At 72.8% G+C, this 23,040-nt stretch carries 17 protein-coding genes; 8 read left to right on the forward strand and 9 right to left on the reverse strand.

The genetic code is table 11. The features are described from left to right. Positions 1-130: 130 nt before the first annotated feature. Positions 131-652, reverse strand: a complete 522-nt coding sequence (locus EDF55_RS05315) for an 8-oxo-dGTP diphosphatase (RefSeq protein WP_185017166.1) — start codon at positions 650-652, stop codon at positions 131-133. Between the two features lie 64 nt (positions 653-716). Here EDF55_RS05315 and EDF55_RS05320 point away from each other — a divergent pair, with 64 nt between their 5' ends. Together EDF55_RS05320 and EDF55_RS05325 are read left to right on the forward strand one after the other, a co-directional pair. Beyond that, a complete protein-coding gene (locus tag EDF55_RS05320; RefSeq protein ID WP_123653926.1) occupies positions 717-1,067 on the forward strand; it encodes a tryptophan synthase subunit alpha in 351 nt (116 codons plus the stop codon). A 19-nt stretch (positions 1,068-1,086) separates the two neighbouring features. Next, positions 1,087-1,977, forward strand: coding sequence for an aminodeoxychorismate lyase (locus EDF55_RS05325; protein WP_123653927.1), 891 nt, complete (start codon positions 1,087-1,089; stop codon positions 1,975-1,977). Positions 1,978-2,055: 78 nt separating this feature from the next. Here EDF55_RS05325 and EDF55_RS05330 read toward each other — a convergent pair whose 3' ends face one another. Continuing rightward, positions 2,056-3,255: an amidohydrolase gene (locus tag EDF55_RS05330; RefSeq protein WP_123653928.1), complete on the reverse strand. Its 1,200-nt coding sequence runs from the start codon at positions 3,253-3,255 to the stop codon at positions 2,056-2,058. A gap of 206 nt (positions 3,256-3,461) precedes the next feature. Here EDF55_RS05330 and EDF55_RS05335 point away from each other — a divergent pair, with 206 nt between their 5' ends. Together EDF55_RS05335 and EDF55_RS05340 are read left to right on the forward strand one after the other, a co-directional pair. Then, positions 3,462-4,550: a Fic family protein gene (locus EDF55_RS05335; protein ID WP_260235830.1), complete on the forward strand. Its 1,089-nt coding sequence runs from the start codon at positions 3,462-3,464 to the stop codon at positions 4,548-4,550. A 9-nt stretch (positions 4,551-4,559) separates the two neighbouring features. Further along, positions 4,560-6,731, forward strand: a complete 2,172-nt coding sequence (locus EDF55_RS05340; protein WP_123653930.1) for a S9 family peptidase — start codon at positions 4,560-4,562, stop codon at positions 6,729-6,731. Positions 6,732-6,885: 154 nt separating this feature from the next. On the opposite strand, the gene EDF55_RS05345 is transcribed toward EDF55_RS05340, so the two are convergent. After that, the gene (locus EDF55_RS05345; protein ID WP_123653931.1) at positions 6,886-8,415 is read right to left on the reverse strand and encodes a CYTH domain-containing protein; all 1,530 of its coding nucleotides are present in this window, start codon (positions 8,413-8,415) and stop codon (positions 6,886-6,888) included. A 59-nt stretch (positions 8,416-8,474) separates the two neighbouring features. Here EDF55_RS05345 and EDF55_RS05350 point away from each other — a divergent pair, with 59 nt between their 5' ends. Then, complete coding sequence (locus EDF55_RS05350) at positions 8,475-8,747, forward strand: mycoredoxin (protein ID WP_123653932.1); 273 nt, start codon at positions 8,475-8,477, stop codon at positions 8,745-8,747. Positions 8,748-8,936: 189 nt separating this feature from the next. Here the strand turns inward: EDF55_RS05350 and EDF55_RS05355 are convergent, their stop codons facing one another. After that, positions 8,937-11,063: a DEAD/DEAH box helicase gene (locus EDF55_RS05355; protein ID WP_123653933.1), complete on the reverse strand. Its 2,127-nt coding sequence runs from the start codon at positions 11,061-11,063 to the stop codon at positions 8,937-8,939. Positions 11,064-11,577: 514 nt separating this feature from the next. After that, on the reverse strand, positions 11,578-12,822 hold the full coding sequence (locus EDF55_RS05360; RefSeq protein WP_123653934.1) for an aminoglycoside phosphotransferase family protein: 1,245 nt from the start codon (positions 12,820-12,822) through the stop codon (positions 11,578-11,580). An 80-nt stretch (positions 12,823-12,902) separates the two neighbouring features. Here EDF55_RS05360 and EDF55_RS05365 point away from each other — a divergent pair, with 80 nt between their 5' ends. Next, positions 12,903-14,018, forward strand: coding sequence for an aromatic acid exporter family protein (locus EDF55_RS05365; protein WP_123653935.1), 1,116 nt, complete (start codon positions 12,903-12,905; stop codon positions 14,016-14,018). Positions 14,019-14,275: 257 nt separating this feature from the next. Here the strand turns inward: EDF55_RS05365 and EDF55_RS05370 are convergent, their stop codons facing one another. Continuing rightward, entirely contained in the window at positions 14,276-14,599 is a 324-nt protein-coding gene (locus tag EDF55_RS05370) for a hypothetical protein (RefSeq protein ID WP_123653936.1), read from the reverse strand. 227 nt (positions 14,600-14,826) lie between these two features. Between EDF55_RS05370 and EDF55_RS05375 the strand changes: the two genes are divergently transcribed. Both EDF55_RS05375 and EDF55_RS05380 read left to right on the forward strand, forming a co-directional pair. Next, positions 14,827-15,504 (forward strand): response regulator transcription factor, encoded by a 678-nt coding sequence (locus tag EDF55_RS05375; protein WP_123653937.1) that lies wholly within the window; start codon positions 14,827-14,829, stop codon positions 15,502-15,504. 20 nt (positions 15,505-15,524) lie between these two features. Next, positions 15,525-16,997 carry a HAMP domain-containing sensor histidine kinase gene (locus EDF55_RS05380; protein ID WP_123653938.1) on the forward strand — a complete coding sequence of 491 codons (1,473 nt, stop codon included), beginning with the start codon at positions 15,525-15,527 and terminating at the stop codon, positions 16,995-16,997. Between the two features lie 34 nt (positions 16,998-17,031). Here EDF55_RS05380 and EDF55_RS05385 read toward each other — a convergent pair whose 3' ends face one another. Genes EDF55_RS05385 through EDF55_RS05395 form a run of 3 tightly spaced genes read right to left on the reverse strand, consistent with a single transcriptional unit; the run spans position 17,032 to position 22,992 of the window. Continuing rightward, on the reverse strand, positions 17,032-20,493 hold the full coding sequence (locus EDF55_RS05385) for an error-prone DNA polymerase (RefSeq protein ID WP_123653939.1): 3,462 nt from the start codon (positions 20,491-20,493) through the stop codon (positions 17,032-17,034). A 13-nt stretch (positions 20,494-20,506) separates the two neighbouring features. Then, positions 20,507-22,126, reverse strand: coding sequence for a DNA polymerase Y family protein (locus EDF55_RS05390; protein ID WP_123653940.1), 1,620 nt, complete (start codon positions 22,124-22,126; stop codon positions 20,507-20,509). Then, positions 22,123-22,992 carry a hypothetical protein gene (locus EDF55_RS05395; RefSeq protein ID WP_260235833.1) on the reverse strand — a complete coding sequence of 290 codons (870 nt, stop codon included), beginning with the start codon at positions 22,990-22,992 and terminating at the stop codon, positions 22,123-22,125. Before EDF55_RS05395 ends, EDF55_RS05390 begins: the two co-directional genes overlap by 4 nt. Between the last annotated feature and the right edge of the window lie 48 nt (positions 22,993-23,040).

Here is a 23,040-nt window from a genome sequence, read left to right on the forward strand (position 1 = left end):
CTTACCATGCTGGACTTTGATCTGCACCAGACGGTAACTCGGGTCCTCTACGGGTCGGCGCGCAGGCAGGGGCACCTGCGGGAACCCGCGCGACTCCTGCGACAAGCCGCAGGTGCCCCGTGCGGTGCCGCTACGGTGCGTCGACCCCGACCCCGACCCCGGTGAAGCCGGCGACGGTCGCGTCGTCCTCGGCGAACGTGAAGCGCGCGTCCACCGTGCCGCCGTCCAGCACGGCCGGCAGCCAGTACTTCGCGTCGTCCCACATCGCCGCGTAGGGCACCGCGTCGACGGGGATCCACCGCGGCTCGAGCTCGTCGCTCGCCGTCGGGGTGCCGGACCAGTGCCGGCAGACGAACACGTCCGAGAACTGGGACCAGGACGGCCGGTACGGGAACCGGTAGTCCAACGTGCCACGAGCCTCCAGATCGGCCGGGTCGAGCCGCAGGCCGACCTCTTCAGCCACCTCGCGCACGGCGGTCTCGACAGCCGCCTCCCCCGGCTCACGCTTGCCGCCGGGCCCCACCAGCCGACCGGTCCCGAGCCCGCGGCGCTTCTCGCCGAGCAGGACCTCAGGGCCCTCGGCGCCGTCCCGCAGCAGGTACACGACGACCACGCGGGGGTGCTGGTTCTTCGTCTCGTCGCGCTCGCTCACGTGTCCAGTGTGGCCGATCATCTGGCGTACGCTCGTTCCATGGCAGGCGTGCTGCGGGGGCACCATGGCTGAGCACCGGCGATTCGGGCGCAGCCTCGAAGTGCTGCGCGCGGAGGCCGCCGAGGAGATCTCGATGATCGTCGAGCACCGCTCCCGGCAGGGCGACGACCCCTGGGACTTCATGCCGATGCTGCCGACCGTCGACGAGCAGGTCGTGCTCATCCTCCGCGCCGAGGCACTCGAACTCGACGCGGCGATCGGGCAGCGCAGCGCGCAGTGGTCGATGCACCCGGCGTCCGGACACGGCACCCAGCTCGGCGAGGAGTACCACCGCCTGCGCCGCATCGCGCTCCAGCACCCGGAGCTCACCGAGGCCGTCTGGAAACTGATGGGCGCCCTGCCGAAGCAGCAGTGACGTGGGGTTGGATGGGTGCATGACCGAAACCGTGCTCGCCGTCCTCAACCAGCCCTCCCGTGACGCCGCGCCGCACGACCCGTCCGCCGACGCGTTCACCTTCGCCGCCCCGCTCGAGGAACACGTGCAGGTGCAAGACCTCGGGATCATCCGCGGCGACGGGGTCTTCGAGACGATCACGGTCGTCGACGGCCGGCCGCAGGCGCTCGAGGCGCACCTCGACCGGTTCGTCCGCTCCGCACGCATGCTCGACCTGCCGCTGCCCGACCTCGACGCCTGGCGCCGCGCGATCGAAGCCGTCTGCGCCGAACTGGACCCCGTGCACGAGGCGTTCGCGAAGACCGTGCTGACCCGCGGCGTCGAGGGTTCGGACCGGCCGACGGGCTGGGTGTACGCGGCCGCGTCCGGGGACTCCACCGCGGCACGGACCCGCGGGATCTCCGTCGTCACGCTCGACCGCGGGTACCGGCACGACGTCGAGCGGACCTCCCCGTGGCTGCTGCAGGGCGCGAAGACGCTGTCCTACGCGGTGAACATGGCCGCCCTCCGCGAAGCCGTCCGTCGCGGGGCGGAGGACGCCCTGTTCGTCTCGACCGACGGCTACGTGCTCGAAGGGACCCGGGCGAACCTGATCCTGTCGGTCGGTGGCCGGCTCGTGACGCCGCGGACCGACATCGGGATCCTCGCCGGGACGACCCAGGCGGACGTGTTCCGCTTCGCCGAGACCGAGGGCATCGAGACCGCCTACGAGCTCGTCACGCTCGACGACCTCCGGGCCGCTGACGCCCTGTGGCTGGTGTCGAGCGTGCGGCAGGCTGCGCCGATCCGACTCGTGAACGGGGACGAGCGGGCGATGGACCTGCCGCTCACGGAGCGGATCAACGAGTTCCTGCTGTCGCGCGAGTCCTGACGGGGCGCGGGCCGCGGGCGCGGGCGCGGGGCGCAGGCCGCGGGCGGGTGCGCGTGCCGCGGGCGGGTGCGGGCGCCGCTACCAGCGCGGGGTGATGACGCCGACGCCGTCGGCCCACTCGAACACCTGCCGGCCGTCGATCCACACGCGGTTCGCGCGGCTCGTCGCGTCGAGCGGATCGCCGGACCAGAGCACGAGGTCCGCGTCGTACCCGGCCTCGAGCCGGCCGACGCGGTCCCCGAACCCGAGGAACGTCGCCGGGTTCGTCGTGAGCGCTTCGAGCGCCGTCTGACGCGGGAGTCCGTCCCGCACGGCCATGGTCGCCTGGGTGACGAGCATGGCGATCGGGACGACGGGTGCGTCGGTCGTGATCGCCACCCGCACCCCGGCTGCGGCGAGCGCCGCGAGGTGCGGGATCCCGCGGTCCCGGAGCTCGACCTTCGACCGGCTCGTGAACAGCGGGCCGTAGATCACCGGGATGTCCTTCGCCGCCAGCACGTCGGCGATCTTGTGCGCCTCGGTGCCGTGGTTCACGACGAGGCGGTAGCCGAACTCCTCGGACAGGCGGATCGCGGTCGCGATGTCGTCGTGGCGGTGGGTGTGCTGGTCCCAGGCGAGCTCGCCGTCGAGCACGCGGGCGAGCGTCTCCTTCGTGAGGTCACGCTCGAACGGCTCGCCCTTCGACTCCGCTGCGGCACGGGCCTTCCGGTAGTGGTCGGCGGCCGCGAACGCCTCTCGGATGACCTTGGCGACGCCGAGCCGTGTGGACGGGGTCTGGCCCTTGTCGCCGTAGACGCGCTTCGGGTTCTCGCCGAGGGCGCTCTTCACGCTGACGGCGTCGGAGATCAGCTGCTCGTCGATCGTGCGGCCGCCCCACGTCTTGATCGCGACGGACTGCCCGCCGATGGGGTTGCCCGAGCCCGGCTTCACGACGATGGCCGTGATGCCGCCGGACAGGGCGTCCCGGAAGCCCTCGTCGTCGATGTCCACGGCGTCGATCGCGCGGACGGCCGCCTGGTTCGGGCCGGTGAGCTCGTTCGTGTCGTTGCCGGCCGGGCCGTTCGCTTCCTCGTGGATGCCGACGTGCCCGTGCGCCTCGACGAAGCCGGGCAGGAGCCACGCGCCGGCGGCGTCCACCACGGGGACGCCGGGCGGCGGGACCACGTCGGGCCCGAGCGCGGTGATGCGACCGTCCTCGACGACGACCGCTCCGCCGTCGAACTCCGGAGAGGTGACGGGGACGACGTGGGCACCGGTGATCGCGAAGGAGTTCGTCATGTCGTCCACCGTATCGAGGGGATCCGACACGGAGCCGGAATGCGAAATACAGACCGTTGGCGCCCCGCGCTCGTTCATGCCTACGGTTCTGGGAACAGGAGGCGGACATGGACCGGACCGGACACGATCGACTGGCAGAGGTGCCACGGCACACCACGACCGAGCGACCCTGGCGAAGCGCGCTCCGGGGACCGCGGGCCGACCGGATGACGACGTCCGTCACGGCGTCGGTCCCACCCCGGATCGCCGAGCTCGTGGTCGCGCCGCTGCCGGACGACCTCGCCCTGCTCGACCGCGCGGCCGATGCGCTCCGGACCCTGGACGACGACCACGGCGCCCGGCTCGCGCCACTCGCCGCCCTGCTCGCCCGCACCGAAGCGGTGGCGTCCTCCCGGATCGAGGACGAGCACGCGGATCTCGACGACTACGCCCGCGCCGTCGTGGGCATCCGCGCGAACACGAGCGCCACCCTGATGGTCGCCGCGACCGCGGCCGTTCGTCGGCTGAGCGCGGACGCCGGGCGCGGCGCCATCACCGAGCGATCGATCCTCGCCGCACACCACGAGCTCATGCGGGACGACCCGGTGGACGGCCGGGCTGCGGGCTCCTACCGGACGGTGCAGAACTGGATCGGCGGTGGCAGCACCCCGCGGCTCGCGACCTACGTCCCGCCGCCTCCGGAGCTCGTCAGCGACGCGATGGCCGACCTGCTCGCGTTCCTCGCCCGCGATGACGTGCACCCCATCGCACAGGCAGCGATCGCGCACGCCCAGTTCGAGTCGATCCACCCCTTCACCGACGGCAACGGGCGGATCGGCCGGGCGCTGATGGGCGCAGTCTTCCGCCGGCGCGGGCTGACGACCACGTTGACGGCACCGGTCGCGACGGCGTTGGTCGCCGACCGGGCGCGGTACTTCGACCACCTGGTGCGGTACCGCTTCGGGTCCGTGCACGACTTCGTCGCCGACCTGGCGATCGCGGTCGGCACCGCCTGCGACGAAGCATCGGTCACTGCGCTGCTCCTCGGCGAGCACACGTCGGACGACGGCGGGGACGGCCTGCTCGAGGACCCGGTCCTCACCGAGGACCGGGCGCTCGAACTCGCTGCGGCGGCCGGCGTGACGACCGACGACCACGTCGACCGTCTCATCCGTGCCGGCGTCATCCGTCCGGTGACCACCCGACGCCGCAACCGCGCGTGGCTGGTCACCGGCGTCGCGACAGAGCTCGACGCGTTCGCCGAGCGGGTGCGCGCAGCGGTGCTGCGCGGGGAGCCGTACGGGGATGCGGCCTAGGCTGGACCGGTGAGCAGCGAGCACGAAGCGACCACCCCGCCGACCGCCGAGAAGCGTCCGGTGACCCGAACGCACCACGGCATCGACTTCGTCGACGACTACGAGTGGCTGCGTGACAAGGAGTCCCCGGACACCATCGCGTACCTCGAAGCGGAGAACGCCCACACCGAGGCGTCGACGAAGCACCTCGCCGCACTGCGGGAGCGCATCTTCGGGGAGGTCAAGGGCCGCGTGCAGGAGACCGACCTCTCCGTTCCGGTGCGCATGGGCGAGTGGTGGTACTTCACCCGCACCAGCGAAGGCAGCCAGTACGGGGTCCAGTGCCGCGCACCGATCAGCGGCCCGGACGACTGGACACCGCCGACGCTCGACGACGGCGCGGCGACGCTCCCCGGCGAGCAGGTCGTCCTCGACGGCAACGCACTCGCCGACGGCCACGACTTCTTCTCGCTGGGCTCCTACGACATCACCGACGACGGCACCCGGCTGGTGTACGGCGTCGACGTCGCCGGTGACGAGCGCTACACCCTGCACATCCGTGACCTCACCACCGGCAACGACCTCCCCGACGTGGTCGAGAACACCGGCTCCGGTGCCACGTTCGACCCCTCCGGCCGGTTCGTGTTCTACCCGACGGTGGACGAGTCCTGGCGCCCGGACCGGATCTGGCGGCACACGGTCGGCACCGCGGCGGCGGAGGACGTCGTCGTGTTCGAAGAGCCGGACGACCGCTACTGGGTCGGTGTCGGCGTGACCCGGTCCTCGCAGTACATCGTCATCGAGCTGGGCTCGAAGATCACCTCCGAAGCGTGGATCCTCGACGCGGCCGACCCCACCGGTGAGTTCCAGGTCGTCTGGCCCCGCCGGGACGGCGTCGAGTACGAGATCGAGCACGCCATCGTCGGTGGCAGCGACCGGCTGCTCATCCTGCACAACGACGGCGCCGAGAACTTCGAGCTCGTGGACGTCCCCGCCGATGACCCGAACTCCGAGACCGACCGCCGCATCGTCGTCGCGCACCACACCGAGCGCCGCATCGAGTCGGTGGACGCGTTCGCCGGGCACCTCGCGCTCGAGTACCGGGCCGAGGCGCTCCCCCGCGTCGCGATCATCCCGATCGACGGCGACGGCTACGGCGACGCGAACGAGGTCCACTTCGACGAGGCGCTGTTCTCCGCCGGCCTCGGCGGCAACCCGGAGTGGGAGCAGCCCACGCTCCGCATCGGGTTCACCTCGTTCGTCACGCCGTCGGAAGTGAGCGACCTCGACCTCGCGACGGGCGAGGTCACCGTGCTGAAGCGCCAGCCCGTGCTCGGCGGCTACGACCCGGCCGACTACGTGCAGGAGCGGGACTGGGCCACGGCGGAGGACGGCACCCGCGTGCCGGTCTCCCTCGTCTGGCGCCGTGACGCCGTCGATCCCGACGCGCCGTCACCGCTGCACCTGTACGGGTACGGCTCGTACGAGCACTCCATCGACCCGGGCTTCAGCGTGATGCGCCTGTCGCTGCTCGACCGCGGCGTCGTGTTCGCGGTCGCGCACGTCCGCGGCGGCGGCGAGATGGGCCGGCACTGGTACGAGAACGGCAAGACCCTCACGAAGAAGAACACCTTCACGGACTTCGTCGCGGTCGCCGACCACCTCATCGCCACCGGCCGCACCACCGCGGACCGACTCGTGGCCGAGGGCGGCAGCGCCGGCGGACTCCTGATGGGCGCCGTCGCGAACATCGCCCCCGACCGGTTCGCGGGCATCGTGGCGGCAGTCCCCTTCGTCGACGCGCTGACGAGCATCCTCGACCCGGACCTGCCCCTCACGGTCATCGAGTGGGACGAGTGGGGCGACCCCCTGCACGACGCCGAGGTCTACCGGTACATGAGCGAGTACACGCCGTACGAGAACGTGCGCGACGACGTCCGGTACCCCGCGATCCTCGCCGTCACGTCGATCAACGACACCCGGGTGCTCTACGTCGAGCCGGCGAAGTGGACCGCCAAGCTGCGGGAGGTCGGGGCGCCCGTGCTCCTGAAGACCGAGATGGCGGCCGGCCACGGTGGCGTCAGCGGCCGGTACGCATCGTGGCGGGAGCGGGCCTTCGAGCTCGCGTGGATCCTCGACACGCTCGGGTTGGCCGAGGTCTCCCCCGCGGCGGCCACGGCAGCCCCGATCGCCGCCGGCTGAGCCGGGCCAGGCCCGGGCCAGGCCCGGGCCCGGCCTGGCCCGGGCGGGCGGGCGCGGTCGAGTGCGCAGAAATGGGCTCCCAGCACCCCTTCGCGCGCATCGTCTGCGCACTCGATCGACCGGCGACCCGCGCCCGCGGCCCGGCGCCCCGCCGTCACACGCGGTTGAGCGCGTGCACCGCCTCGTCGTAGGACTCCTCGGCGAGACGCACGCGGTCCCCCGCGAGCACCCCGTACCCGAACGTGCCCTCGCCACCACGCTCCGCGATCCCGGCGTTCGTCCGCAGCGCGTCGAGCGCGTACAGGGACCGCACCCGCTCGGTGAGCACGTCCGCCGCGGTCCCGATGCGCTTCCAGAGCGCGTGCGGGAACGCGTCGTCCCCGAGCACGTCCATCGCGAGCCGCGCCCGCATCGTGCCCTGCCATGCCCGCTCGGTGGCCTCGCGGTCGGCGGTCTCGCGCTCGGCGGCCGTGTCCGAGGTGTCGTCGGCGACGGCGTCGCGGACGAGCTCCCGCACGTGCGGCTTCACCGTCGCGGAGACGTCCTGCGCGACCTTCTTCGGCGACCGCAGCGCCCACTCCGTCGGCGCGGGACGCTCGACCGCGTCGTCGAGGGCGTCGAGCAGCTCCAGGAACGGCTCGCCGTGCAGCGCCGCAACGACGTCGCGCACGGCCTGGTCGCGCCGTTCGCGCGTGGCCGCGAGGATCCGCTCACGCGTCATCGCGTCGACGAGCGCGTCCTGCGCCGGTGTCGAGGCACGCGGCAGCCGCTCGATCAGGTACTCGGCGAGGGCGGCGCGAGCGGTCACCCCGGCGAGGTCGTCCGCCGCTGCCGCTGCACGGTCCACTGCGTCGGTCGCGGGGAACGCCGGACGGTACGCACCGAGGATCGCGGCGATCTCGAGCGTGGTCGCGGCCGTCTGCCGGAGTTCCGCGTTCTCACCGGACCGCAGCCGGGCCTCCTGGCCGAGCAGCGCGGAGCGCAGCTTCCGGAGTCGCTTCGTGAGGATCCGTGCGGTCGTGCCCTTCTCGGGTCGGTCGACCGTCTGGAGGCGCGGTGCCGGTGCTCCTGCCAGCCCACGTGCCAGCTTGGACGCGACGGCGGCGGGGCCGGCCCCCACGGCCTGGAAGCGGCCGTCCAGCGATGCGAAGAACTCGTGGGCGATCTGCGGGTCGACACCCTCGACCGTCTCCACCTCGACCTCGCGCCAGGTGCGCGGGTCGGCGGGAGCGTCGTCGTCGAGGCGCTGCGCGCTGACGCGGTCGTCGGCGAGCTCGGCGATCTGGTCGCCGTCCTCGTCGAGGAGCCGGGTGACCGTCCGGGTCGTGGTGATCCGGACGACGGGGCGCAGGCCACGGCCGCGGCGTTCGGTGAACAGCGCGGCGAGGACGTCCACCGGCACGGTGTCCGGGTCGTCGGTCAGCGGGAAGTGCTGCTCGTGCCGGACCGTGTCCGACTCGGCGCGCTTGATGTGCCACCCGGCGTCGGGCCCACCGGTCCGGCGCCGCACGGTCACCCGGGAGGCGACGAGGTCGTACCGCTCGGTGTCCCAGTAGGTGGCGTCGAGCTCGAAGGGCTCCTGGCGGTCGAGTTGCAGGATCCCTCCGGCGCCGATCAGGTCGGGGAGGTCGGCCCCGTCGGGCAGGTCGTACGTGCGCTCGATCTCGAGGTGCGTGTCCGTCACACGCTCTTGTCTACCAGGCCGTGCGGGGAGCTCCGAACCACGCGGGTTAGCCTGAGCGCATGAGCGAGACGATCACCCGCGACGCGTTCGTGCCGGAGGCCGGCGCCGTCACGATGTTCACGACCACCTGGTGCGGCTACTGCGCCCGCCTGAAGAACCAGATGTCGAAGGCCGGCGTTCCCTTCCGGGAGGTCGACATCGAAGCGACCCCCGGTACCGCCGAGCTCGTCGCCGAGGTCAACGGCGGCAACCAGACCGTGCCGACCCTGGTGTTCCCGGACGGCAGCACCGCGACGAACCCGTCCCTCGCCGAGGTGCAGTCCCGCATCTGACGCGGCGACGCCCGCGGGACGCCGACGCCGGCGCCCGGCCGTTGCACAACAGAAAGCAGTCCGCACCACGCGATCACGTGGTGCGGACTGCTTTTGGTTGTGCGGGAGCGAACGGCACCGGCACCGCGCGGGCACCGGCGCGGGCACCGGCGCGGCACGCGGCCGCCGGCGCGGCACGCGGCCGCCGGGTCAGCCGCCGAGCGCCTCCGTCAGCATCGCAGCCATCGCGTCGAGCTGGATGTCGCCGGAGTCGACGAGTTCCTCGTCGGAGCCGTCGAGCGCACGCGCTGCCAGCCCGGCCTTGGAGTCGATGAGCTCCGCGATCTTCGTGTCGATCGTCTGCGCGGCGATGATCCGCCACGCGGTGACCGGCTCTTCCTGCCCGATGCGGTGCACGCGGTCGATCGCCTGCGTCTGCTCGGCGCTCGTCCACGACAGCTCGGCCAGGACGACGTTGGACGCCACCTGCAGGTTGAGGCCGACGCCCGCCGCGGTGAGCGAGCAGACGATGACGGCTACGTCGGGGTCGTTCACGAACGAGTCGATCTCGGCGGTGCGCTGCGCGGGCGTCTGGTCGCCGCGGACGGTTGCGGTGCGGAGGCCCCTGCGCGCGAAGACCTCTTCCGCCTGGTCCATCACGTCGAGGTGCTTCGCGAAGAACACGACCTTGCCGACGTTCGAGGCGAGCTGCGCGGCGTAGTCCGCCGCGAGCTGGGCCTTGGCGCGGCCGATGCGTCGGACCATCGAGAACACGTTCTCGCCGGTCGACGATGCGTCCTGGTCCTCCAGCTCCCAGCGGGCGACCTGTCGGACGAGCCGGTGGTCGATGCCCTCGACCGGGTCCTGCCCGGTGCGGGCGTCGAGCGCCTGGTGGTAGCGCTTGACCAGCTTCGCGGTGAGCTCGCGCTCGGCGTCGCGGATCGAGCGGCCCTCTTCGCCGTCGAGCTCGACGGGGATGTCGGCGATCCGACGGGCGGGGATGTCCGCCGCGACGTCGACCTTGCGGCGTCGGACGATGCCCATGTCGATCACGGCGCGCCGGGCCTCGACGAAGAAGCCCTGGTCGGCCGGGGTGAGCCCGATGTCCTCGAGCTCGTTCATGAGCTTCGCACGGGGCTTCTTGTCGTCGATCCAGCCGAGGTACTCCCAGATGGTGCGGAAGTCCTCAACGGAGTTGATCAGCGGGGTACCGGTCAGCGCCATCAGGAGCGGCGAGGAGGACCGCGCGCGGATCTTCTCCGCGAGCTGCAGCACGAACTTCGATCGCTGCGAGTCCTTGTTCTTGATGAAATGCGCCTCGTCGACGACCATGCCCTTGAACCCGAAGGCACCGAGCCAGCCGAAGTGCCGGTCGAGGATCTCGTAGTTCACGATGACGATGTCGGCGAACCCGTCGAGGTCGTCCCCGTCGCCGTGGATCACGGTCGCGCGGCGGTTCGGCACCCAGCGCTCGGCTTCACGCGCCCAGTTGGTCTTGACGACGTTCGGGACCACGACGAGCAGCGGGTACGCGCCGGCGGCCTCGGCGGCGAGCAGCGACTGCGCCGTCTTGCCGAGTCCGGGCTCGTCGGCGAGCAGGAACGTCCGGTGCCCCTGTGCGGCCGCCGCGACGAGCTCCGCCTGGTGCTGCATGAGGTTGGTGCCGGACAGCGTGCTGAGCGTCGACGGGTCGGGCAGCGGCATCGTCGCCGCGCCACCACCGGCGCCGTACTCGAACGACTTGAACAGCGGGCCGAAGAGCTCCCAGTTCGCCAGGCGCCGCGGGTGTGCGACGGGCTGGTCCGCGAGCGCGAAGTCCGGCGGCAGGAACGGGTTCGCGAGCTGCCGCTGCACGACGGCCTGCGGGACGACCGCGCGTTCCTGCGTGGCGGCGACCGGTGCGGGCTCGGCTGCGATGACCAGGTCCTGCGGCTGCATCTCCATGCCGCCGGCGATCATCATGTCCCGCTTGACGGTGCGCGTCGCCTCGGAGACGGACGCTTCCTCGGCGAGCAGCTGGATCACGCTGGTGTCGCGCGCCGCCGTCTTCGCGAGGATCTGCGCCACGCCGTCGAGCCGCTTCATCTGCTCGGCGCGCTGCGCGTCGGTGAGCTCCGTGTCGGCCTTCACCCTGGCGCGTTCCTCGCGCATGAGCAGGGCGACCGCCTGGAACTTCGTGCGGTTCGTCGTCTTCAGCGCTCCGCGTTGCGCGGCCGCCTCGACCTCGCGCACGGCGCGGGCGAGCACCGGGATGACACCGTCGTTGTCGAGCGGCCGGGTCCGGCGCGACGCGGTCCGCGTCCCACCGGCTGCACGCCGCGTGCCTGATCGAGCCAAGGCTCCTCCTGTTCCACCCCGCGACCGGGGCGAGCCGCCCGTGCGGGCGGAAGTCTCGTCGGTGCGTCCGTCGCACCGTTCGCCGGCGGCGGGCCACCGTGGCCCGCCGATCCCCGCGACGTGGTGTGCGACCGTTCGCATCGGAGACACCCGGGTGGTGTCCGTGGCCGATGCCGTGGTCTGCGCGGAGGATCCGGCGCCGTCGCACGCACGCGATGCTCGGGACTGTGGCGTCCCAGGGCGGTCGCGGACCCGGTGCTCGCGTCCTTCAAGTGAACGACTGTCGTGTCCGGAATCGACGCGACGCGCGAGCACGCGGTGCGTGCGCGCTCAGTTTACTCCCGGACCACCGACGGAGGCGAGTCGGCGCACCCCGCGCGAGTCGAGCCTCCCGTCCGGTCCGTGGGTGGCTCCGTGCGTTGGTTGCCGAAACGTGCGTTGGTGGTCCTTCCTTCCGGCCCCCGACGCGCGATCCCGCTTTCCAGCGCGCGTGGCATGGGCTGGAACGGACGCCTCAGACGCGCGGTGCGGACCGCGGACGGGCCGCTGGGTCGGACGGGAGGCTCGGTGCCGGTTCCACGAGCGCGGCACGTGTCGCCGCCAGCAGCTGTTCCGCGGTGGCGATCCCGTTCGCAGAGCCGGTGGTGGCCTGGCCGCCGGCGTGCGCCAGCAGCTGGGCGCCGATCGCCGGTCCGAGGCGCTCGGTCTCGGCCGGGTTGCGAGCCGCCCAGTCCCGGGCGATCGCGTCGGCGAGCCGTTCCGCGGCGGCCCCACGGTCCGCATCGCCGCGGGACCGGTGCCAGAGTCCGGTCACCACCAGGTGCGCGACGACCGCTCCGATGTCCCGGACGGGGTAGCCCCAGCCGGCGGTGTCGATGTCGAGGAGCCCGGAGATGCGCCACGGCTCGGCCTCGTCGACGAAGACCTGCTCGAGGTGCAGGTCCCCGTGCACGACCTGCTTCGTCGCCGCGGCCCACCCGATCGACCGGCGGCCGATCGCGTCGTAGAGCTCGTCGATCTGCTGCGCGTCCTGCGGGAGCGCGGCGACGAGCGTCTTCCGGTGCCAGTCCGCGTGGTCCATCGCGTCCGCGCGGGCCTGCTGCGTCATCGGGACCGTCGCGATGCGCCCCGTGAGCGCCGCGAGCGAGGCGACGAACCGCGGGTCGTCGGCGATCTCGAGGATGCGGCTGCCCGCCGGCACGCCGCGGATCCGCTCGAGGACGAGCAGCCCGTCCCCACGGCTCGACAGCACGCGCGGCACCGGGAGCCCGGCGGCGACGAACTGCTCGTGGGTCTTCACGATCGGCGCGACCCGGTGCGGACGGACGACCTTGAGGAACAGGGTCCCCTCCGGCGCGTCCACACGGACGACCGCGCGCTTGCCCGGCCGGTACGCCGCGACCGTCAGGGTCGGGTTCGTGACGGGCATGCCGAGGGTGGTGAGGAGCTCGGCGACCGCGTCACGGTAGGTGACCTGCGGCAGCACCGGCAGGCCCGGGTCGTTCGGGTACGCCCACACCGAGACGGGCTCGTGCGTCGCCGGGTCGGTGACGAGCGCGCTGTTCTGGTCGTGGGTCCCGCCGGTGTCCACGTAGGTCAGGACGGTGGCGCGCTGGCCGTTCCGGTCGACGGTGTCGACCTCGTACCCGTAGAGGTAGCCGTTGCCCGACGGTTCCACCGAGTGGGCGCGTGCGGCCACGACGGTGGTCCCGGAGCCGACGAAGGCCTCCGGGATGACTCGCTCGTGATTCGGCCACACGACACCAGTCAACCGTGTCCACGGGCTTTCGTCGCCTTCGTGCACGGCTCGGCGTGCGTCCGGTGGCTAGCGTTGACGACGTGAACCCGGTCGCGCGTCTCCGCAGTTCGAGCCGCACGCCGTTGCTGCAGGTCGTGAAGACCGCGGTGGCGGTCGTTGCGGCCGTGCTGCTGTGCCAGGTGGTGATCAACGGGCCGTTCCCGACCTTCGCCGCGATCGCCGCGCTGCTGGTCGTGCAGCCGAGCATCAACCAGTCGTTCGTGAAGGGGCTCGAGCGGAGCGCCGGGGTCGTCCTCGGGGTGCTGCTCGCGACCGGGCTGCACTTCCTGCTCGGCGACTCGGTCTGGGTCGTGCTGCTCGTCATCGTCGTCGCGATCCTCATCGCGTGGGCGCTCCGCCTCACCCCGACCTCCGCGACGCAGGTCGGCATCAGCGGGATGCTCGTCCTCACCGCCGGGGTCGTCACGCCGAACTACTCGGCGGACCGGATCCTCGAGACCGTTCTCGGCGCCGCAGTGGCGCTCGTCGTGAACGCCGTGATCGTCCCGCCGGTGCTGCTCCGGCCCGCGCACCTCGCCGTCGCGCGGCTCGCCCGGGACACCGCGGTGGCCTTCGAGCGGGTCGCGATCGGCCTCACCGAGGGGTGGGACCACGACCGCTGGCACGACGCCCTCGTCCGCGCCAGGGCCCTGCGGCAGCAGCATGCGAAGGCGGAGGCGGCGCTCACCTCGGCGCAGGAGTCCCTCACCATGAACCCCCGCGGCGGGCGGCACCGGACGATCCTCGAGCGGGACGTCGTCGTCGCGGAGCACCTGCGGGTCCTCGTGACGCGGGTCACGGGCATGACGCGGGCGATCCGGGACAACACCGCGCCGGACCTCCGGGCGGACCCGATGGTGGGGCGGATCGCGACGGAGGTGGCTCGTATCGGGGCGGACCTGCGGGCGCTCGGGGCGCGGGTGGAGGCGCCGGCGAACGGTGGTCCCGGCGTCCTGGACGCGGGTCCCGGCTCCGGGCCGGATGCCGGCGCGGGTTCGGGCCCGGGTTCGGGTTCGGGTTCAGGTCTCGACGCCGAGCCCGCGCTCACCGCGCCGCTCGAGGTCATCCGGCCGAACTCACGGCACTGGATCCTGATCGGCGCGCTGCTCGAGGACATCCGGCGCGTCCGTGAGGAGCTGCTCGGCGAGGACGACTGACGCGCGGCTCCCCCGCCGCCCGCGCGCGCTGCTCCTTCGGTGCGCGCTCCTCCGCCGTTGCGCGTTCCCCCGCGCGCTGCGCGTTCGTCCGCGCGCGCTGCGCGATCCTTCCCACACCGCACGCTGTGGAAAGTGGTTTCGCGCGTGGGAGGTCCTTTCTTCGGGCCCCCTACGCGCGATTCGACTGCCGACGCACGATTTGACTCCCCTGCCACGGGCAGGCGCAGGCGCGCACGGGCCGGAGCAGGCGCGCGCGGTCAGGCGCAGGCGGAGGCGGGGGCGGCCGCCGCGGCCTCGGCAGCCGTGCCGATGATCTCACCCCAGATCGTGCGGGTCGGGACCGCGGGGTCCGAGGTGACCACGTCCGCATCCGCGAACCGTGCGATCTCGGCGACCACGGCCTCCTGTCCGGCCTCGCGCGCGGCACGGCTGGCGACGTCCGGGACGGCGGCGCGGAGTTCGGCGACGATCCGGTCGCGGCGGTCACGGTCCATCTGTCCCAGGGCGCCGATGCCCTTCCACGCGGCGTCGAGTTCGGCGCGCAGGCGGATGATGGCCGGGTGGTCCGGCTGGTCGTTCATGGGTCCCCCAGAGACAGGACGTTCTGTCGGGTACAGCGTCCGGCCGGGAGCCTATCAACGAAGCAAGCAGTGCTCATGTCCCTAGATCACGGGCCACGGGCGGTGCACCCGGGCGCGTCCGACGTGCCGAGCCAGCCGCGCTCGCTGTGACGAGATTCAGTCAGGATGCCCGTCGGTGCACCCTCCGGGCGTGGTTCGATGCCACGATGGGTCGCAGGAGGTCCACTATGCGGTTGTTGGTGGTCGAGGACGACGACGAGATGCGCGCGCTCATGGAGCGCGGACTCGCGGCCGAGGGGTACCGCGTCACCGCGGTCGAGAACGGTGTCGAGGCGCTCATCGCGCTCGGAGAACAGGCGTTCGACCTCGCGGTCGTCGACGTGATGATGCCCGGCATGTCCGGCTTCGAGCTCGCCCGGCGGATCCGCGAGCGTGAGGACCCCGTTCGCATCCTGCTCGTCACCGCGCGCGACGCCGTCGACGACCGGGTCTTCGGGCTCGACGCCGGTGCGGACGACTACCTCACGAAGCCCTTCGCCTTCGCCGAACTCACCGCCCGCCTGCGTGCACTCGGCCGGCGCGAGGCCACCGGTGCCCCCCGCACGATCGAGGTCGGGGACGTCTCCATCGACTCCGAAGCCCGCCGGGTCTCGATCCAGGGTCAGCGCGTCGCCGTCAGCCCGACCGAGTTCGCGCTCCTCCGGCTGCTCGCCCGCTCCGTCGGCACCGTCGTCGACCGTCCCAAGATCCTCGAAGAGGTCTGGGACGGGTCGCAGCACGTCGACCCCAACGTCGTGGAGCAGTACATCTCGTACCTCCGCAAGAAGCTGACGGCGCACGACGCGACCGTCGCCATCGCCACCGTGCGTGGCCGGGGCTACCGCCTCGACCTGCTCGGCTCCTGACGCCGGGGCCCGTCGTACCGATGCGCTTCTTCAGGCCGCTCCGGCTGCTCTCGCTCCGGTCGCGGATCACGATCGGGTCGACGGCGATCGCCGCGGTCGTCATCGTGCTGCTCGTCCTGGTGATGCGGTTCCAGGTCGTGAGCGTCGTCGCGTCGGCCACCAGGACCCTGCTCGACGCCGACGCCGACCCGTACGTCGCGACGCTCGAGGTCGACAGCGACCCGGACCTGTCGCCACCCGGCAACGCGCAGCTCGTCGCGGTGGTCTCCCCCGCCGGCGACATCGTGCTCTCCACGATGCCGACCCGGGTCGAGCGGGCACTCGGCAGCCTGACGACGACCTCGGCCGGCACGAGCGTCATCGACGTGTCCGGCTCCCAGTACCGCGTCGTCGTGGAGCACCCGGTGAACGGTGCCGGTCGCTGGACGGTGGTGGCCGCCCGCAACTCGCAGGCCGAGGCGATCGTCGTCGACGACCTCACCACGACCCTCTCGATCACCGGCCTGGCCATCCTGGTCGCGTTCGGCATCGCGTCGTGGGTCCTGGCGACCGCCGCGCTCCGCCCCGTGAACCGGATGCGCCGCGAGGCCGAGCGCCTCTCCGTCGCACCCGAGCGCGCCGAACTGCCTGTCGGACCGGCCCAGGACGAGCTGGCGTCCCTGGCCACCACCCTCAACGCGTTCCTCGCCAGGACCCGCCAGGCGACGGAGCGGGAACGCCAGATGGTCTCCGACGCCAGCCACGAGCTCCGCACACCCCTGGCGATCCTCACCACCCAGCTCGACCTGGCATCGCTCGACGCCGACGACGCCGCAGCCCTCGCCGGCCACATCGAACGAGCGAAGAACAACGTGGCGCGGCTGTCCCGCCTGGCGAACGACCTGCTCACGCTGTCACGCATCGAGGAGTCCGAACGGCGCTCCGAAGACGGCGACCAGCGGCCGCTCACCGCGTGGTCGGACCTCGGTGACGAGGTGATGGCCGCCGTCGACCGCGTCCGGCTCATCGCGAGCGCGAAGGACATCACCGTCGACTTCGACCTCGAGCCGCCCGTCGCCGTCGGCGGTTCCGGTCCGGGCATCGGCGGCGGGACCGTCGAGCCGCGGTACCGGCTCGACACCGGTGGCATGGCACAGCTCGTGACGAACATCGCCGGCAACGCCGTCGCCGCGCTGCCTCGGGGCGGCGGGATCCTGGTGACGTGGCGGACCGCCGGGAACGCCGGGGAGCTGCAGGTCACCGACGACGGCCCCGGCGTGCCGGAGTCGTTCGTGCCCGTCGCGTTCGACCGCTTCACCCGGCCCGACGAGGCCCGGAAGTCGCGACCGAACCCCGACCCGGCGACCGGCGGGATCCCGGTGCCGGGTGGCTCCGGCCTCGGGCTCGCGATCGTGCGGGCGGTCGCGGAACGCGCGGGAGGCACGGCGTCCCTCCGCAACGTCCGCTCCGGTGGCCTCGAGGTCACCGTGCGCATCCCCGAGGCGCAGCAGTAGCGCCGGCGCTCGCCGCGCTCACTGCCCGCGCCGCTCACTGGAAGTCCCGGGAGCGGGTCCGGACGGACAGGGACAGGTGCTCGATGCGGTCCGCGACCACGTTCACCACGCCGTCCGGCGACCGCTCGAGGATCCCCCGCACGATCACCGCCGGCGACTCGCGCGCCACCCGCCGGTAGCGCCCCCACACCCCGACGCTGCAGATCACGTTCACCAGGCCGGTCTCGTCCTCGACGTTCATGAACGTGATGCCCGACGCCGTCGCCGGTCGCTGGCGGTGCGTCACGATGCCGCCGACCTCGATCCGCCGCCCGGTCTCCGCCGTCGCGAGGCCCCCCACGCTCAACACCCGCTTCGCGACGAGCCGGTCCCGCACGTGGCGCACCGGGTGGTCATCCGTCGTCATGCCCGTCGACCACATGTCCGCGATGAGGACGTCGCCGCTCGTCATCTGCCCGAACAGCGGCGGCTGCACGACCACCTGCGTGTCCGGGAGCTGGTCGGCCCGTTCCGCAGCTGCCTGCGCGGCGGACCACATGCCGCCGCGGCGGTCCACACCGAACGGCGCGAACGCATCGGCGGCGGCGAGTGCCTCGAGCTGCGCCGTCGTCAGGCCGACCCGGCGGGCGAGGTCGGACATGTCCACGAACGGGCCGTTCGCGTCGCGCTCGGCGACGATCCGCTCGGCGCTCTTCCGGCCGAGGGACGCGACCTCGGCAAGGCCGAGGCGGACCGCGAAGGCCCCGTCGCGACGGTGCCGGGCGGTGTCGTCGGGCAGCGCCTTGTCGAAGGGCAGCACGGGGTCCTGCTCGGTGGCGAGACAGGCGTCGTCCCCGAACCCGTGTCCGTGCCCGTCCGCGTGCCCGTGCGCGACGGGATCGGCGCCGGCACCGGCAGGCACCCCGGCCGGTTCGAGCGTCGCGTCCACGCCGGAACGCAGGATGTCCGGCCGGAGCACCGTCACCCCGTGCCGCCGGGCGTCGGCGACGAGCGTCTGCGGCGAGTAGAAGCCCATCGGCTGCGCCCGGAGCAGCGCCGCGAGGAACGCCCCCGGGTAGTGCAACCGCATCCACGCGCTGGCGTAGACGATGAGCGCGAAGCTGATCGAGTGGCTCTCCGCGAAGCCGAAGTTCGCGAACGCCTGGATCTTCGCGTAGATCGCGTCCGCGTCCTCGCCGTGGATGCCGTTGTCGGCCATCCCCGCGTAGAGCTTGTCCCGGAGCCGGTCGATCTTCTCGTGACCGCGCTTGGACCCCATCGCCCGCCGGAGCAGGTCGGCGTCGTCGCCGGAGCAGTTGCCGACCGCGATCGCCATCTGCATGAGCTGCTCCTGGAACAGGGGCACCCCGAGGGTCCGTTCGAGCACGGGTTCGAGCGACGGGTGCATGTACGTGATCGGCTCTTCGCCGGTGCGCCGACGGATGTACGGGTGCACCGCGCCACCCTGGATCGGCCCCGGGCGGACCAGCGCCACCTCGATCACGAGGTCGTAGAACCGCCGCGGGAGCAGCCGGGGCAGCGTGCCCATCTGCGCGCGCGACTCCACCTGGAACACCCCGATCGTGTCCGCCCGGCAGAGCTGGTCGTAGACGCCCTGTTCCTCCTTCGGGATGGAGTGCATCTCCCAGCGCTCCCCGCAGTGCTCCGCGGCGAGGTCGAAGGAGTACTGCAGCGCCGCGAGCATCCCGAGCCCGAGCATGTCGAACTTCACGAGCCCCATGTAGGCGCAGTCGTCCTTGTCCCACTGCAGCACGGTGCGGCCGTCCATCCGGGCGTGCTCGATCGGCACGACTTCCCCCACGGGGCGGTCGGTGAGCACCATGCCGCCGGAGTGGATGCCGAGGTGCCGCGGGAAGCCGAGGACGTCGCTGGCGAGCCCGACGACACCCGCCGGGATGTCGTGGTCCTCGCTCTCGGTCACGGAGCCCCACCGCTCGACCTGCTTCGACCAGGCGTCCTGCTGCCCGGGGCTGTGGCCGAGCGCCTTCGCCATGTCCCGCACGGCGCCCTTCGGCCGGTAGGTGATGACGTTCGCGACCTGTGCGGCGTTGTACCGGCCGTACTTGTCGTAGACGTACTGGATCACTTCTTCCCGCCGGTCGGAGTCGAAGTCGACGTCGATGTCGGGTTCTTCGTCGCGCATCGCGGAGAGGAACCGCTCGAACGGCAGCCCGTACCGGATCGAGTCCACCGCGGTGATCTCCAGCAGGTAGCAGACCGCCGAGTTCGCCGCGGACCCCCGGCCCTGGCAGAGGATCCCCCGCCCGCGGGCGTACTGCACCATGTCCCGCACGATGAGGAAGTACCCGGGGAAGTTCTTCTCCTGGATCACCGACAGTTCGCGTTCGATGCGCTCCCGCTTGTGTGGGTCGACGCCGTCGGCGCTGCCCGGGTACAGCCGTCGCGCGCCGTCCCAGGTGAGTTCGCGCAGCCACGACATCGCGGTGTGCCCGTCCGGCACGTCGAGATCGGGCAGCCCGGGCTTGACGGTCTTCAGCTGGAACCCGAGCTCGTCGGCGAGCGTGACGGTGTGCTCGATCGCCCCGGGGTACCGCGCGAAGCGCCGTGCCATCTCGGCGCCGGAGCGCAGGTGCGCGGTGTCCGCCGCAGGCAACCAGCCGTCGATCTCGTCGAGACTCCGCCTGGCCCGGACCGCGGCCAGCGCCGTCGCCACCGGGAACCGGTCCGGGGTGGCGTAGTGCACGTTCCCCGTCGCCACGACCGGCAGCGCGTGCTGCGCCGCGAGGGCCGCGAGGACGTCGTTCCGGGCGCTGTCGAGCGGGTCGCCGTGGTCGAGCAGCTCGACGATGACGTTCCCGGTGCCGAAGCGGTCGAGCAGCGCGCGGAGGGCGGTCTCCGCCGCGGACTCCCCGCCCTGCTCGAGGGCTCGGCGGACGGTGCCCTTCCGGCACCCCGTGAGCACCCGCCAGTGTCCGCCCGCCCGTGCGGCGAGGTCGTCGAGGTCGTACCGCGGCCGGCCCTTCTCGGACCCCGCGGCGAGGTGCGCGCTCGTCACCGCCCCCGCGAGCCGGTGGTAGCCGTCCTGGCCGTCGGCGAGCAGGAGCAGGTGCGAGCCCTCGGGGTCGGGGACGCCGTTCTGCGGCTCCGTCAGCCCGAGGGAGAGCTCGGTGCCGTAGACCGTGCCCACGCTCGGGTAGGCCTCTGCCACCTCTGCCATCCGGGCGGCACCGTAGAAGCCGTCGTGGTCGGTGAGCGCGAGGGAGTGCAGGCGCAGCCGTGCCGCTTCTTCGAACAGGTGCTCCGGCTGGCTGGCGCCGTCGAGGAAGCTGAAGGTGGAGTGCGCGTGCAGCTCGGCGTACGGGACCACCGGCCCGGTGTCACCGTCCGGCAGCCCTGCGGGCTGGTACGGCGCACGCTTCCGCGACCACGCCGGACTGTCACCGCCGTCGCCGTCCGTCGCCGTCCCCGGGCTCCGCTTGTCGGAGAGGGCACGCTCGAACTGGGACCACGGGATGGGTGGGTTGCTGTAGCCCATCAGGCTGCTCCGTTCACGTCGCCACGGCTTCCGCCCACCACCGGTGGTCTGCGAGCACCAGGTACCAGGCCCGCCCGTCGGCGTCGACGAGCTGCAGGCGGTGCAGTCGTCGGCCGCCGGCATCCCACCACCGCACGACGAGGGGCCACGGGCCCGCCCACGCCGTGACCGCGGCGAACCGGCCGCCACGGTCACCATCGGCGCGGAACCGCTCCGGCGCCCCGGAGAGCACCCCGCGGTCGTCGACGTCCACGCTGCCGCCGTCCCCGGCGACGACGTCCACCGGCCGCGGGCGTTCGAGCACCGTGGCCGGCGGCGGCCCCGGGAGCTTGCCTGGCCACGGGCGGTCGCGCACCGCGGTGAGGTCGGCGGGTGGGGCGTCACCCCACGGCACGAGCACCATCCGCTCGGACAGCGTGCGTCCGCCGCCGATGCGCGGGGTCACGACGCCGTCGTGGCCGACCATGCCCTGCACCCGGGCGAGACCGTGGTGCACGCGTTCGTCCGGCCCCGAGCCCCAGAGCCCGCGCTCGTGGTTCGCCATGTCGTCGACAGCGACCGGCTCGAGCACGACCGAGGTCACCGGCGCTTCGAGGCCGGTCGGGTCGACCCCGCCGGCGAGCTGCCAGCGCACCCGGTCGACCACGTCGGCGGCGTCGAACCAGCGCGGGTGCGTCCAGGTGCGTTCGAGCAGGATGTCCCGCTCGTCGACGATCCCCACCCGGATGCTCGTCGCGACGAGCCCCGCGGCACGGAGCCGTGCGGCGAAGTCGTCGGCCGAGCGGCGGAACGCGAACGCGATCTGGTCGGCACGGTCGAGTGGCGGCTCGAAGGAGGCTTCGATCCGGAGTTCCGGCGGCACGTCGCGCGCGGAGATCTCCCGCGGGTCGCGTCCGCTCGCCAACCGGTGCAGGAACGCCCCGGCGACGCCGAACCGGTCACGGACCTGTTCGTCGCCGAGCGCGGCGAACTGCCCCAGCGTGACGATGCCGAGGCGGTCGAGCACCGATGCGAGGTCGGGGTCCCCGAGCACCCCGAGCGGCAGCCGCGCGAGGAAGTCCGCCGAGCCCGACACCGGCACGATGCGCACCCGCTCCCCCGGGCGCACCGGCCGGGCACGTGCTGCCTGCTCCGCCGCGAACGGGGTGTCCGCCACCCCGGCCCGCACTGCCGGGGCGCCGTGGTCGGCGGCGATCCCCGCGAGGGTCGCCGCGGCGGCGCGTTCACCGCCGTAGTACCGCGCCGGCCCCCTGGACCGCAGCGCGAGGGTGCCGGGCCGCACGACTTCGACCCCGGGGACCGCGGCTTCCACCGCGCGGATGACCGGCTCGAACGCCCGGTGGTCGAGGGCGTCGTCGTAGGGCTGCACGACGAGTCCCGGGCAGCGTGCCTGGGCTTCCCGGACGCGGAGCCCGCGGGCGACGCCGTCCTGCCGCGCGGACGCCGAGCACGCGAACACCAGCCCCTTCACGATCAGGGCGAACGGCTGTTCCGGCGGCGCACCGGCAGCCCGGGCCGCGGCGATCACCGGCCAATCCGGGCACCAGAGCACGATGGTCCGGGTGGGCGGCGGCTCGGGCAGCGCACCGCCCCGGGCGACCGCGTCCGCACGGACGCGCCCCGACGCGATCACGACGCCACCGCCACGGGACGGAGGTCCCTGCGGAACCCGTGGCCGTCGCCCGGCAGCTGGACCGGCACCGGCGACGCTGCCCGGACCGCGCCGTCCGCAGCGGGCAGCAGCAGCTCGGCGGTCGTCGGGCGCACCGCACCGGCACGTCCGGTCGCCGTCACGGTCGCCCGACGCTCGGTCAGGTGCCCGTGCCCCTGCCCGATCCCGCTCCACTCCGACGCGGTGACCCGCAGCGTGACGTCGGCCCCCGGCCAGGAGCCGAGCGCCACGAGGGCACCGCCGCGCTGCCGCAGCCGGGCCGAGAGCCGTGCGACGTCGCCGGGGACGACACGGCCGAGGGGCCGGGTGAGGACGATCTGGGCGACGTCGGCCATCGCCGCCGTCACCGCGAGCCACTGGTCCCCCGGGTCCGGCACCAGCACGAGCCGCTCGAGGTCGATGCCGGCAGCCGCCGCGGCTTCCACCCCGAAGGACGGCACCCCGACCACCGCGCACCACGCCCCCGCCGCCGAGGCCGCCTGCAGCATGGTCATCGCGAGCAGCACGGACTCCGGGACGGCGTAGGTGCCCCCGACGCGGATCGCGCCACCGGGCAGCAGGGGTTCCAGCGCGGGCGCCGTGGGGAGCCCGGCGGTGTCCACCCGGGTCGACTCCATGTCGGCGACCCGGGAGCGCAGCGACGTGATCCGGTCGAGCGCAGCACGGGCGTCACCGATGTGGTCGGTACCGGCCGGACGACCGGCAGCACCGGCAGCACTGGCAGCACCGGCAGCACCGGCAGCGCGCGCACCGGGTGTCCGCCCGACCCGATCCGGGCCGGACGACCGGAGTGCCGTCGCCGTCTGCATCCCCTCATATTCGAACATGTGTTCGATGATGTCAATCAGCACCGACATCGTGTGGACAACCGGGTC

Source organism: Curtobacterium sp. ZW137 (assembly GCF_003762905.1).
GTDB lineage: Bacteria > Actinomycetota > Actinomycetes > Actinomycetales > Microbacteriaceae > Curtobacterium.